We start from the raw sequence: 12,278 nt of genomic DNA, 5'->3' as shown, positions 1-12,278 counted from the left end.
AGGCGAATAATACAGGATAGAAAAAGCCGGTCAACCCCCCTCCCGCATTTTTTATGGCGGGTCGCATACAGCCAGCCTCCACTGCGATTCCTCCCTATATAGAAGAGCGGTCTGCCCGCGCCACACCCGCCAGGCAAAACACTGGCGCCCGTACGCTGGCGGCAGCAGCCGCAGGCATCCGCCGAATCAATTGGGCCAGTGGCCATCTACACCTTAAGCTGTCGCTCGTCGGGTATAGCAATAAAGTATTGCCTTGGTGATGGCTCATCGCCATATTGGCGTTCCATTCTTGTGTGTGTGATTCATGAGCAAAATCGTGCCCTGTCTGGCAGCAATGATGCTGCTGAGTGGGTGCAATGGAGTGCCAACCTCGTATGTATCTGATCCGGTCTATGATCAGGCTTTCGTAGTCACCTCGCGCGGCCCGCTGCCGATGCTGTTGATGGCCTCTGCCATTCAGTGGAACGAGGACTACGCCGTCACCGCCAAACACACCCCGTTTCTGCCGAACATTGTCCATGAAGGCCTGGGCGATGTGGTGTTCTTCAAGCACAAGGCAACCCAGGTTCCGCTGTGGCGCCAGTATGTGCCTGGCGAAGCTGTGACAGCCGTCGGTTTCAACAGCCTGATGATGCCGATGCAAGGCAAAGGCCACGCATTGCCATCACTGGTGCGCCTGCAAGGTACCAAGGGCAGCGTGTTCTATGGCGTGCATGACGGCCCTATTACCAAAGGCATGTCGGGCGGCCCGGTGTTTGCCGACGACGGCAAGGTGCTGGGTATCAATATCGCTTATCTGTCCAGGGACGAAGTGCAGGCACATGACCGCGCCGACCTGGACAGCAGCGAGCACATCAGTGTGTTCATGTCCTACAGCGAGATCGACAAGGAATGGCGGCGTTATCAGCATCTGCTGGCCAAGAAGGGCAGGCCGCAACTGCCAGTGACGCCGGTCAGAGGCATGGTAGTCGCTGCCACAGCACGATGAACCAAGCGTGAAAACGTTTGGTTACAGCGCCCCGACCAACAGCCGCGAACCTTAGACCTCGTCCGGCGTCGGATCTGCATCCGCTCCGTTCGAGGTCTACCGCGTGAAACAACTCATCGCCCGCAAGCTGCGCCTGGTGGCGAAGACCTTCGGCTATATCGGTTGGTCGCTGTTCTGGCTGTTGATCTGGGATGTCCTGGTCACAATCGATTTCATGCTGTTCTTCAACAGCAAGTTCACCTTGCCGCTGATGCCACTGACGTTGCTCGGCTCTGCTCTGGTGGTGCTGGTCAGCTTCCGTAACAGCAGTGCCTATAACCGCTGGTGGGAGGCACGCACCCTGTGGGGCGCGCTGGTAAACAGCTCGCGCAGTTTCGCGCGCCAGGTGCTGACCCTGATTGATGACGGCGATGAGGGCTTGAACCCGATCAAAGCTACCTTGTTACGCCGGCATGTCGCCTACGTGAATTGCCTGGCGGCGCACTTGAAGGGGGAAGCATGCCCAGACGAGCTGATGGCGTTTATCCCACCCAAGGAATTCGAGCGGCGTAATCGCTCGAACAACTTCGCCAATGACATCCTCAGCGGCTCGGCCGCCTTGCTCGCCCGCGAATACAAGGCCGGCCGGCTGGACAGCATTCGCCTGGCCAGGCTGGAGTCGACCCTGGTCGACCTGTCCAACGCGCAAGGCGGGATGGAGCGGATCGCCAACACGCCATTGCCCTACCCTTATGTGTACTTCCCGCGGTTGTTCATTTCGCTGTTCTGCCTGATCGTGCCGATCGGCCTGGTCGAGTCGCTGGGCTGGTTCACCCCACTGGCCTCGACCGTGGTGGGCTTCATGCTGCTGGCGATCGAGCGGATCGGCTCCGACCTGCAGAGCCCGTTCCGTTTCAGCGAGCATCAGATCCAGATGGACACCATCTGCGAAACCATCGAGCGCAATCTGGAGTCGATGCAGCGCGAAGCCCAGTGCGGCCAGGTAACCACGGACTAATCATCCAAGGCCAGCCAGTCATTGCCCCGGGCTGAGTATCCGCTCAAGCTCCGCGGCACGGTCGCGGGTCATGCCCATCACACATGTGCCGGCCTCGATCTGGCGCAGGGTGCCGCCGCTGGCCTGGCTATGGAGGGCGCAGTTGTCATCGCGATACTTGATCCAACTGCGCTGCGCCGTGCGCAAGGCCTTCTGCGCATCGCCTGCAAGCTTGGCCTGCAACTGCTTGTAGACACGGTTCAGACGCTGATCCTGCAGGCTGCTCTCGCTTTGGATACAGCTGCTCATGGCAACAGTACTGGAGGCCTTGTCCATACACTCGGTATAACTGGTGGAAAAGTCGTCGGCGCTCGCGGCTGCGCTCAAGCAAACCAGGATCAAGGTCATGACGATTGTAGTGCGGTTATGCATGAGCAAGTCTCGCGGATGAGTGACGGCGACCAGCCTAGCACTTCCCCACCCAAGGTCGGCCGCCAACGGCAACAATCAGACCAAACCCACTCGGCTCACTCCGTGTTCTGACAGATGCTCGCCACCCGCGAACGCAACCAGGCATGGCCGGCGTCGCCTTCCCGGCGTGCATGCCACGCCTGGGCAAAAGCAAAAGGTGCGATCGCCAATGGCGGGGCGAAGATACGCAGCGCCGGGTCCAGACGAGCCCCGCTGAGGCTACGCCGCGCCACCGTAAGTATCAGATCGGTGCCAACCAACAGTGTCTGCGCTACGCCCCAGTGCGGCAGCGTCAAGGCAATCCGCCGTTGCTCGCCCACCTGCTGCAGGGCGCGATCGATCTCATTGTCGATGCCCGGCCGCACCGCAACCAGCACGTGGGGGCGCTGCAACCACTGACTCAAGCTCAGCCCTGCGCGCTGCGGCAGGTTCCTGCGGTCGGCCACACAGACAAAACTTTCTTCGAACAGCACCTGGCGCTGCACTTCAGCCGGCCAATCGGGGAACACGCCGAGCGCCAGATCCACTTCTCCGTCGATCAACTGCCCCAGCATGGCTTCCCGGCTGCCCTGCGAGACCACCAGGTCGACCCCGGGTGCCTCTTCGCGGACCTGCCGTAACAGGCCGGGCAGCAACACCCTGGCGCCATAGTCCGACATCGACAGGCGAAAAGTACGACGCGATTTGCCGGCCTCAAAGCCAGGACTGCCAAGCAGACCGTCCAACTGCTGCAACGCATGCTGCAAAGGCTCGCGCAGGGATTGCGCCCGGGGGCTCAATTGCAGCCTGCCGCCACGCCGCACCAACAGCGGATCGGCAAAGATTTCTCGCAACTGAGCCAGCGCATGGCTCACGGCAGGCTGGCTGCGATGCAGACGCAACGCGGCGCGGGACACGTGCTGCTCACTGAGCAGCGCGTTTAGCGTCAGCAGCAGATTGAGGTCGATGCGGCGCAGATCATCCATCTAGCGAATACCAACTGTGCGGAGTTCGAATTTCCATCATTGAAATGGATAACACAGACTGCAGCCAGTGATTTCTTCAGGAGCATCCCAATGCCGCATGCACTTACCTTGTCTGTCCTGCTTCCCATGCTGATCGCCCTGCTGGCCGGCGCAGCTGTGCCGTTCCAGGCAGGCAGCAACGCCGCCCTCGGCCGACTGCTGGGGCATCCGTTATGGGCCGCGGGGGTTTCGTTATTGGTCAGCCTGATGCTGCTGATACCGGCATTGCTGGTGCTACGGGCACCGCTGCCGCCGCTGCAGAATCTGACCCAGGCGCCGTGGTGGGCCTGGCTGGGAGGCTTGGCAGGCGTGTTGTACATCACTGCTGCGCTGATCCTCACACCGCGCTTGGGTGCGGCCGGGTTTATCGTCTGCGTGATCGCCGGGCAGGTACTGTCCTCATTGCTGATCGATCAGTGGGGCTTGATGGGCCTGCCGGAAAAACCCGTCAACAGTCTCAGGCTGGCCGGCGTGGGCATGATCGTGCTCGGCATGCTGCTCGTGCAGTGGGGCACTGCGCGCTGACAACAGACCGGTCAGAAGGCCTGCGGTTGAATGGGCGGGTCCAGCACTCTTTCCACTTGAAAGCGCAGCGAGGGCATTTCGGTGGCCACGTACACCGTCACCCCCAACGCGGCGATCAAGGCCACGTCGAGCCAGCGCCATCCTGGCATTTGCGCGGCACTGCGGGCCTTCCAGCACCACCAGGCCTGCCCTGCGCAGAACAACGCGATTGCCGCCAGCCACAGGTAAAAGCCCGCGCCAAAACCAATCAGGTCCTGGAAGGCATAGCTGCGATTGTCCGGCAGGCGATCGATGCCCAGGCTGCTCGCCGCCAGATACAGCGCGGCGAGGCCCAGCACCAGTGCCAGCCGGCGAAAGCGCCGGTGGCTGAGCACGGCCAGGGCCAACAAAGGATTGGCAAACCACTGGTAGTGCTCGAACGGAATCCCCCAAGGCCCGTATAGCAGGATCTGCAAGGCGGGCATATGCCGCCCCGCACTCAGGTAGACACCGTCAAACGCCAGACTGCAGAGGAACAGCAACAGGCTCAGGGCGATATAGAACGTGGGCAACTGGAGGAACCAAGGGCGACCGGCGTTCACCCGACCGTCATTCACCGCCATATCAGGCAACCGGTGGCTCCAGCAACAAGCCGTAGATACCCGAATCGGACAACTCCCCCGCCACGCACCAACGTGCCCGCAGGGTGCCTTCAAGGACAAAGCCCTGACGCTCGAGGGTACGTGCCGAGCCCTGATTGCGCGGGTCGATTTCACCTTCCAGGCGGCGCAGGTGCAGCGTGTGCGCAAGGTAATCGATAAAGCAGGTCAGTGCTTCGTCCATGTAGCCGCGGCCCTGCACGCTGCTGGCTAGGCAATAGCCGATTTCGCCGCGACGGGAGACGTCGTCGATGTTGAACAGCTGGACCATGCCGATCAGCGCCCCGGTGTCGCGCCGGTACATGCCAAGCTTGAGTTGCTCGCCCTTGGCGTACGCTTCGCGGTCTGCCGCCAGAGCGCTTTGCGCCTCGGCCAGGTCCTGCCACGGGGCGTGGTGCCAGTAACGCATGACCTGCGGGTCGGCCATCATCTCCAACCACTGCGCGGCGTCGGCATGACGCATCGGGCGCAGTTGCAGGCGCGGGCTTTCAAGGAGCAAGTCAGAGGGGAAACTGCGGGGCTGGGTCACGCCGGACCTCCTGTCCATCGCTGGAAAGATGACAGTCTAGCGTCAGTCGGACCCCAGGGTCACCGGGCATTTTCAACCCAGTGCAATCACGCCACCTCGGCGCCTTCATCTGGCCAGTGCGGCTCGTTGGCCTCCAGCGGCGGTAACCCATAGGCAGCACGGGCTGCGTCGCAACTGGGATTGTGCACGCCATTGACCCAGGACGCCTCGAACTCGCGACAGGGCGTGGAACGGTTGGCGTAGATGCTGCACCCCACCTGCTTGCCAATCTCGCCATCGAGGCTGATGCAGCGGCACGGCTTGGCGTCGGTGCCGATCATGGCGACCCGGCTTGGGGTGATCTGCACCACCAGATCGTCCGGCACGACACCGCCCGATGACTGGCATTCGCCCCAGAAGAAGGACACACGGAAGTACCCGCAGCACGCGCCGCAGTCAAGGCAAGGGTTATATTCGGACATGATCGCCAGGGAGGGAGAGTTGTTGTTATCGGGGCTTGGCCCGCGGCGCCATTGTTGATCCAACCGGGGGTGGCTGAGAAGAGGGTATATGAAAAAAAACATGCCGCTGATCGGCGGCATGTCGGTTGGCTGTTGAACGTGCGAAGCGGTTACTTGGCGGTCAGCCCATCCGCCCGGAACATCTGGCGAATGCCACGAATCGCCTGACGGATGCGGTCCTGGTTTTCGATCAGGGCAAAGCGTACATGGTCATCGCCGTAATCGCCGAAACCAATCCCTGGTGATACGCAGACCTTGGCCTCGGCCAGCAGCTTCTTCGCGAACTCCAGCGAGCCCAGGTGTGCGTACGCCTCGGGTATCTTCGCCCAGATGTACATCGAGGCCTTGGGGTTCTCGACCATCCAGCCCAGCTCCTGCAAACCCTTGACCAACAGGTTGCGGCGCTGGCGGTATTGCTCGGCGATGTCGCGCACGCATTGCTGATCACCCTCAAGGGCGGCAATGGCCGCTACCTGCAGCGGGGTGAAGGTGCCGTAATCGTGATAGCTCTTGATCCGGCCCAAGGCGCTGACCAGCTCTGGATTGCCGACCATGAAACCAATCCGCCAGCCGGCCATGTTGTAGCTTTTGGACAGGGTGAAGAACTCCACCGCGATGTCCTTGGCACCGGGCACCTGCATGATCGAAGGGGCCTTCCAGCCGTCGTAGACAATGTCGGCATAGGCCAGATCGTGGATGACCAGCACGTCGTATTGCTTGGCCAGCGCTACCACACGCTCGAAGAAATCCAGCTCGACACACTGCGCAGTCGGGTTGGACGGGAAGCCGAGGATCATCATTTTCGGCTTGGGGATCGACTCGCGGATCGCCCGCTCAAGCTCGGTGAAGAAATCCACCCCCGGCACCAACGGCACCGAACGCACCTGTGCACCGGCGATCACGGCACCGTAGATGTGGATGGGATAACTGGGGTTGGGCACCAGAACCGTGTCGCCATGATCAAGGGTGGCCAGCATCAAGTGCGCCAAGCCCTCTTTCGAGCCAATGGTGACGATGGCCTCGCTCTCAGGATCGATATCGACCTGATAGCGGTCCTGATACCAGCGCGAAATCGCCCGGCGCAGGCGCGGAATGCCGCGCGAGGTGGAGTAACCATGAGTGTCGTCACGCTGGGCAACCTGCACCAGCTTCTCGACGATGTGCGGCGGCGTGGCGCCATCGGGGTTGCCCATGCTCAGATCAATGATGTCCTCGCCACGACGGCGGGCAGCCATCTTCAGCTCGGCAGTGATGTTGAAAACATAGGGCGGGAGACGATCTATGCGCGCAAAGCGGCGCGGCGAACCTTGGTCGGCCATGTGTACCTCGAAGACGTAAGCGCCCGGAACCGTCCGAGCGACGTTAGCCGCTGCAGCGGCCAGATCAGACAATAATGCCGAAATGATTTATCTGCAAAGGATAGTTTTCTGTTTTTTTATATATTTTCAGGCGTATTACACAATTGCTCAGAAGCGGCTGCTCAGTGGCGCGCGCTGAACAGCCAGCTCGATCAGCGTAGTACCTTGTAGCTGTCTACGGTTACCCGCTCCAATGCCAAGCCTTCACTGGGCTTGAATGCACTGCCGGTAACCTTGCTGAAGGACGTTTCATCGGTGCCGAAGTGAACAAAGCGGTCTGCTGCACTGCCCTCTGTCACCACCGTGTAGGACTTCTTGCGCATCGCTGTGTAGCGCTCGTTCTCTGCGATCATTTCCTTGTGATACTGCATCAACTGGATGTCGCTGAGCTGCAGCCGGTTGTTGAGCTTCACGCCCCAACGGGTCAGGCAGACTTCGGCAAAATGGCGTACCAGCAAGCCCGGCTCATCGAGGTGCTTGCCACCGCCGGCACCATCGACCGAAGCGTTACCGACCAACGTGGCATGCCGACCGTGCATAGGGAAGACGTGGATGCGAGTAGCCGCGGCCACACTCGGTATAACGCAGGCAAAGCCTTTTGAACGCTCGTCACGCGAGTAGAAGCCGACGTACTCCTTCACATTGCTGGCCAGCTGTACGCGGCGCTTGTCTATATTGCCTACCCCGGGTACGGGGTCGATGGCAAAGATGTTGACCGGAATGTGCTTGAGTTCCGGGTCGCTGGCCAGGGTATTGGCGAGCATATGGCAGCTGATGCCGCCGCGACTCCAGCCGACCAGATTGATCTGGGTCGGAATCAGCGGTTTGCGGAAGCGAGTAATGATCCCCTGATAGAGCTCTTGCTTGGCAAAGCTGTCGCCATAGTCGTACGTACGCCAGAACCACGAAGAGCCAGCCTCGGCATCCGGGACCTCAACCCCGCGTTTCTTCAGGTCTTCGTACTCTTCTTTGCTGAGCTTGGTGCGCTGCCAGTTGGTTTTGCCCTTGATCACCTGCACCACGTGGGCGACGTTTTCTTCCCAGCCGCGGCCAAACAGCTGACCGGTCCAGCTGAAATAACTGCCTGGCTTGACGAACAGGTCATCGTCCTGCAGGTTGCCGCTGCCTGGGCCATCGACAGCAATTTGCTCAGCCCAGAGCCGGCCTTGGTCGTTGTGGGCCAACGTCGAGACCAGTTCGCCGTTCCAGAAATCAGGGTTGGCGGTGTCATAGCGGGTGGAACCGGTGCCACAGAAATAGGCCGTAAATACACTCATCTGGATGTCTCCTGGGGACTAGGGAGGCACACCATATGGCGTGTGAGGCGGTGCCGAGCAGGCGGAAGAACTGCCATGCTCAAGGCAAAAAAAAGCCCCGACACACGGCCAGGGCTTCTTCACAACAGATGTCTTCAGCGGGCGTAAGTCATCAACACGTCAGCAGCAGTTTGGCTGTCTACCGACATCATCACGCTCAAGGCGGTCACGGTGAGGATAGAGAAGCCGAATACCTTGCGCGCCCACTTGCTGTCATCTTCAGCCTTGTAGCCGCCCCAGGCCATGTACAACCAGTACAGGCCCATACCGGCGGCAACCGCCATGTAGCCGAGCCCGGCGTAACCGCCGAGGGTCAGCATCAAGGTAGCGAGGACGAATGCCAGCACGTACAGCACGATCTGCTTTTTCGCCGCGAGGATACCGCGCGCCACCGGCAGAACCGGAATATTGGCAGCGCTGTAATCCTTGAAGCGGAAGATCGCGATGGCAAAGCTGTGCGGCATCTGCCACAGGCTGAACATCACCAGCAGGGTCACTGCAGCCAGGTCGAAGCTATTGCTCACGGCGCAGTAGCCGATCACCGGAGGCATGGCACCGGACAGGCTGCCAACCAAGGTGCCGTGCACCGATTTGCGCTTCAGCCAGAGGCTGTAGAAACCGACGTAGACGACGAACCCGATCAGGGCGCAGTACGCCGCCAACGGGTTGGCCTGCACGTACAGCAAGCTGAAACCACCCAGCCCAAGCAGGGTGGCGTAAATCAGCGCTAGCGGCAGCGACATGCCGCCCTGGACCATCACGCGGTTCTTGGTGCGCTCCATCTTGATGTCGATGTCACGGTCGATGCAGTTGTTGAACACGCAACCGGACGCCACCACCATCGAGGTACCGAGCACCACCGCCAGGAACAGGGCGAAATCCACATGCCCGCTGGAGGCAAGGAAGAAGCCGCCTGCCACGGAAAGCACGTTACCGAAAATGATCCCCGGTTTGGTGATTTGGATAAAGTGCTTCAGTGACATGCAGTCTTACCTCACTTGGCCATCATTTCGAAGTGGATGCTGAACATGATCCACAGCGACAGGCCGACCAGCAGCGCGATTACCAGAATGGTGAACAGGAACGTCGACACATTGGAACGCTGCTCTTTCGAGCGGTCCATGTGCAGGAAGTACACCAGGTGTACCACTACCTGAATGACGGCCATGGCCACCACGATCAGGACGGTCAGGTTCTTCGGAAAGGTCGGGAACATGACCAGGCCGAACGGGATCGCAGTCAGGATGATCGACAGTACGAAACCGACCATGTACGACTTGACGCTGCCGTGGCTACCTTCGTGATGAGTGTCGTGTGCGTTAGCCATTACAGAACCCCCAACAGGTAAACGACGGTGAATACGCAGATCCAGACCACGTCGAGGAAGTGCCAGAACAGGCTCAGGCAGCTCATGCGGGTCTTGGCAGTCGGCGTGATGCCGTGCTTGTTGATCTGATACATCATGATCGCCATCCAGATCAGACCGGCAGTCACGTGCAGACCGTGGGTACCGACCAGCGCGAAGAACGCCGACAGGAAGCCACTGCGCTGCGGGCCGTAACCCTCAGAGATCAGGTGATGGAACTCATAGATTTCCATCGCGATGAAGCCAGCACCGAACAGGAAGGTCACAGCCAACCAGCCCAGTACACCTGCCTTGTTGCCGTCGAACATCTTCAGCATGGCGAAGCCGAAGGTGATCGAGGACAGCAGCAGGAACGCGGTTTCAACCAGCACGAAGTCGAGCTGGAAGATGTCGTGACCCGACGGGCCGCCGGCGAAACCGCCGGACAGCACCGCGTAGGTGGCGAAGAGCGACGCAAACAGGATGCAGTCGGTCATCAGGTACAGCCAGAAACCAAGTACGGTCATCTGGCCCGAGTCGTGGTGGTGATCGTCGTGCCCATGGTCATGACCATGAGCGTCACCGTGGATTACTTGACTGGACATTGATTACACCCGTTCAAACGATTCGACACGTGCGCCGGCAGGCAGAGCACCTGCTTTGGCCAACGCTTGCATGCGCTCGCCTTCGATGCGCGCCACTTCTTCAGCCGGCACCATGTAGCCCTGGTCGTCACGTGCAGCGTGGCGAACGAAGACTGCGATGGTTGCTACCAGGCTTGCGCCAACCAGCCACCAGATATGCCAGATGAAGGCAAAGCCGAAGACGGTCAACAACATGCCCATGAACAGACCGGTAGAGGTGTTGCTTGGCATGTGGATCGCTTCGTACTTGGCCGGAACCTTGTACGCAACTTCGGCTTCCTTGGCTTCGTGCCAGGCGTCCAGACCAACTTTCTCAGGCATGTGAGCGAAGTTGTAGAACGGCGGCGGCGAAGAAGTCGACCACTCCAGCGTACGGCCACCCCATGGATCGCCAGTGACGTCCAGGTTCTGGTTGCGATCGCGGATCGACACGAACAGCTGGATCAGCTGGCAAGCGATACCGAACAGGATCAGCACGGCGCCGACTACCGCTACCCACAGGTAGGGTTCCCACAGTGGGTTTTCGGTGTGGTTCAGACGACGGGTCATGCCCATGAAGCCCAGGGCGTACAGCGGCATGAACGCAACGTAGAAGCCCGAGATCCAGAACCAGAAGGCAGCTTTGCCCCACTTCTCGTTCAGGGTGAAACCAAAGGCTTTCGGGAACCAGAAGGCGAAGCCGGCAATGTAGCCGAATACCGCACCACCGATGATCACGTTGTGGAAGTGAGCGATAACGAACAGGCTGTTGTGCAGCACGAAGTCAGCACCTGGAACAGCCAGCAGAACGCCAGTCATGCCACCGATCGAGAAGGTGACCATGAAGCCCAGGGTCCACAGCATCGGCGCGGTGAAGCGCACGCGGCCTTGATACATGGTGAACAGCCAGTTGAACAACTTCACACCGGTCGGGATGGAGATCAACATCGTCGCCAGGCCGAAGAAGGTGTTGACGCTCGCGCCGGCACCCATGGTGAAGAAGTGGTGCAGCCAAACTGCAAAGCCGAGAATGGCGATCGCGCCCGATGCATAGATCATCGAGTGGTGGCCGAACAGGCGTTTGCCAGAGAACGTCGAGGTAACTTCCGAGAACACGCCGAAGGCCGGCAGAATCAGAATGTAAACCTCAGGGTGACCCCACGCCCAGAACAGGTTGACGTACATCATCGGGTTCCCACCAAGCTCGTTGGTGAAGATATGGAAGTCCAGATAACGGTCAACAGTCAGCAGAGCGAGCGCAGCGGTCAGGATCGGGAACGAAGCCACGATCAGCACGTTGGCCCAGGTGCAGGTCCAGGTGAAGATCGGCATGTCCATCAGCTTCATGCCAGGCGCGCGCATTTTCATCACGGTGACGAGGAAGTTGACGCCGGTCAGCGTTGTCCCCAGACCGGATAGCTGCAGTGCCCAGATGTAGTAGTCGACACCCACGCCCGGACTGTACTGAATACCCGCAAGCGGCGGATACGCAACCCAGCCAGTCTTGGCGAACTCACCAACACCCAGGGAGATGTTGACCAGCAGCACGCCTGCCAGCAGCAGGTAGAAGCTCAGGGAGTTGAGGAACGGGAAGGCCACGTCACGTGCACCGATCTGCAGCGGAACCGCAAGGTTCATCAGACCAGTGAAGAACGGCATCGCCATGAAGATGATCATGATCACACCGTGCGCGGTGAAGATCTGGTCATAGTGTTCAGGCGGCAGATAGCCGGTGTCGCCACCCGTGGCCACGGCCAGCTGGGTACGCATCATGATGGCGTCGGCAAAGCCGCGGATCAGCATGATCATGGCGACGATGATGTACATCACGCCGATTTTCTTGTGGTCGACAGTCGTCAGCCACTCGGTCCACAAGTAGGTCCACTTGCGGAAGTAGGTGATCAGACCTACTACAGCGATACCACCCAGCGCGATCATGGCAAGTGTCACCATGACTATCGGCTCGTGATACGGGATCGCCTCCAGACTTAATTTACCGAACATC

General features: G+C 60.0%; 14 protein-coding genes. 3 read left to right on the top strand and 11 right to left on the bottom strand.

Annotated features, from left to right (window positions below):
* The first annotated feature begins 337 nt into the window (after window positions 1-337).
* The gene (locus IDM28_RS03600) at window positions 338-988 is read left to right on the top strand and encodes a trypsin-like peptidase domain-containing protein (protein WP_188035423.1); all 651 of its coding nucleotides are present in this window, start codon (window positions 338-340) and stop codon (window positions 986-988) included.
* Window positions 989-1,091: 103 nt separating this feature from the next.
* Window positions 1,092-1,985: a bestrophin family protein gene (locus IDM28_RS03595; RefSeq protein WP_101322946.1), complete on the top strand. Its 894-nt coding sequence runs from the start codon at window positions 1,092-1,094 to the stop codon at window positions 1,983-1,985.
* Window positions 1,986-2,003: 18 nt separating this feature from the next.
* Here the strand turns inward: IDM28_RS03595 and IDM28_RS03590 are convergent, their stop codons facing one another.
* Window positions 2,004-2,372: a lysozyme inhibitor LprI family protein gene (locus tag IDM28_RS03590; RefSeq protein ID WP_188035422.1), complete on the bottom strand. Its 369-nt coding sequence runs from the start codon at window positions 2,370-2,372 to the stop codon at window positions 2,004-2,006.
* Window positions 2,373-2,491: 119 nt separating this feature from the next.
* Complete coding sequence (locus IDM28_RS03585) at window positions 2,492-3,400, bottom strand: LysR family transcriptional regulator (protein WP_101316658.1); 909 nt, start codon at window positions 3,398-3,400, stop codon at window positions 2,492-2,494.
* A 90-nt stretch (window positions 3,401-3,490) separates the two neighbouring features.
* Here IDM28_RS03585 and IDM28_RS03580 point away from each other — a divergent pair, with 90 nt between their 5' ends.
* Entirely contained in the window at window positions 3,491-3,964 is a 474-nt protein-coding gene (locus IDM28_RS03580; protein ID WP_188035380.1) for a DMT family transporter, read from the top strand.
* Window positions 3,965-3,975: 11 nt separating this feature from the next.
* Here IDM28_RS03580 and IDM28_RS03575 read toward each other — a convergent pair whose 3' ends face one another.
* The 9 genes from IDM28_RS03575 to cyoB all read right to left on the bottom strand — a co-directional run bounded on the left by IDM28_RS03575 (window position 3,976) and on the right by cyoB (window position 12,277).
* Complete coding sequence (locus IDM28_RS03575; RefSeq protein ID WP_150570100.1) at window positions 3,976-4,515, bottom strand: hypothetical protein; 540 nt, start codon at window positions 4,513-4,515, stop codon at window positions 3,976-3,978.
* Between the two features lie 52 nt (window positions 4,516-4,567).
* Window positions 4,568-5,131, bottom strand: coding sequence for a GNAT family N-acetyltransferase (locus IDM28_RS03570; RefSeq protein WP_101316654.1), 564 nt, complete (start codon window positions 5,129-5,131; stop codon window positions 4,568-4,570).
* A gap of 86 nt (window positions 5,132-5,217) precedes the next feature.
* The gene (locus IDM28_RS03565) at window positions 5,218-5,592 is read right to left on the bottom strand and encodes a YkgJ family cysteine cluster protein (RefSeq protein ID WP_101316652.1); all 375 of its coding nucleotides are present in this window, start codon (window positions 5,590-5,592) and stop codon (window positions 5,218-5,220) included.
* A 149-nt stretch (window positions 5,593-5,741) separates the two neighbouring features.
* On the bottom strand, window positions 5,742-6,950 hold the full coding sequence (gene alaC, locus IDM28_RS03560; protein WP_188035379.1) for an alanine transaminase: 1,209 nt from the start codon (window positions 6,948-6,950) through the stop codon (window positions 5,742-5,744).
* Between the two features lie 191 nt (window positions 6,951-7,141).
* On the bottom strand, window positions 7,142-8,266 hold the full coding sequence (locus tag IDM28_RS03555; protein ID WP_188035378.1) for a hypothetical protein: 1,125 nt from the start codon (window positions 8,264-8,266) through the stop codon (window positions 7,142-7,144).
* Between the two features lie 134 nt (window positions 8,267-8,400).
* Window positions 8,401-9,288, bottom strand: a complete 888-nt coding sequence (cyoE, locus tag IDM28_RS03550; RefSeq protein ID WP_103436097.1) for a heme o synthase — start codon at window positions 9,286-9,288, stop codon at window positions 8,401-8,403.
* A gap of 11 nt (window positions 9,289-9,299) precedes the next feature.
* Window positions 9,300-9,632 (bottom strand): cytochrome o ubiquinol oxidase subunit IV, encoded by a 333-nt coding sequence (gene cyoD / locus IDM28_RS03545; RefSeq protein ID WP_150570092.1) that lies wholly within the window; start codon window positions 9,630-9,632, stop codon window positions 9,300-9,302.
* A complete protein-coding gene (locus tag IDM28_RS03540; RefSeq protein WP_101316642.1) occupies window positions 9,632-10,255 on the bottom strand; it encodes a cytochrome o ubiquinol oxidase subunit III in 624 nt (207 codons plus the stop codon). The genes cyoD and IDM28_RS03540 overlap by 1 nt, the downstream gene beginning before the upstream one ends.
* Window positions 10,256-10,258: 3 nt before the next feature.
* Window positions 10,259-12,277 carry a cytochrome o ubiquinol oxidase subunit I gene (cyoB, locus tag IDM28_RS03535; protein WP_150573526.1) on the bottom strand — a complete coding sequence of 673 codons (2,019 nt, stop codon included), beginning with the start codon at window positions 12,275-12,277 and terminating at the stop codon, window positions 10,259-10,261.
* Between the last annotated feature and the right edge of the window lies 1 nt (window position 12,278).

The sequence above is a fragment of the Pseudomonas sp. EZ-C24 genome, assembly GCF_014525325.1.
GTDB lineage: Bacteria > Pseudomonadota > Gammaproteobacteria > Pseudomonadales > Pseudomonadaceae > Aquipseudomonas > Aquipseudomonas shirazensis.
The sequence above is the reverse complement of the archived record's forward strand: the minus strand, read 5'-3'. Positions and strand labels throughout refer to the sequence as shown.

Bases quoted from the DNA above. Each gene is read 5' to 3' on its own strand.
- IDM28_RS03580 (WP_188035380.1), top strand. From the start codon at position 3,491: ATGCCGCATGCACTTACCTTGTCTGTCCTGCTTCCCATGCTGATCGCC.
- IDM28_RS03540 (WP_101316642.1), bottom strand. From the start codon at position 10,255: ATGTCCAGTCAAGTAATCCACGGTGACGCTCATGGTCATGACCATGGG.
- IDM28_RS03590 (WP_188035422.1), bottom strand. From the start codon at position 2,372: ATGACCTTGATCCTGGTTTGCTTGAGCGCAGCCGCGAGCGCCGACGAC.
- cyoD (WP_150570092.1), bottom strand. From the start codon at position 9,632: ATGGCTAACGCACACGACACTCATCACGAAGGTAGCCACGGCAGCGTC.
- alaC (WP_188035379.1), bottom strand. From the start codon at position 6,950: ATGGCCGACCAAGGTTCGCCGCGCCGCTTTGCGCGCATAGATCGTCTC.
- IDM28_RS03585 (WP_101316658.1), bottom strand. From the start codon at position 3,400: ATGGATGATCTGCGCCGCATCGACCTCAATCTGCTGCTGACGCTAAAC.
- cyoB (WP_150573526.1), bottom strand. From the start codon at position 12,277: ATGTTCGGTAAATTAAGTCTGGAGGCGATCCCGTATCACGAGCCGATA.
- IDM28_RS03555 (WP_188035378.1), bottom strand. From the start codon at position 8,266: ATGAGTGTATTTACGGCCTATTTCTGTGGCACCGGTTCCACCCGCTAT.
- IDM28_RS03600 (WP_188035423.1), top strand. From the start codon at position 338: ATGCTGCTGAGTGGGTGCAATGGAGTGCCAACCTCGTATGTATCTGAT.
- IDM28_RS03565 (WP_101316652.1), bottom strand. From the start codon at position 5,592: ATGTCCGAATATAACCCTTGCCTTGACTGCGGCGCGTGCTGCGGGTAC.
- cyoE (WP_103436097.1), bottom strand. From the start codon at position 9,288: ATGTCACTGAAGCACTTTATCCAAATCACCAAACCGGGGATCATTTTC.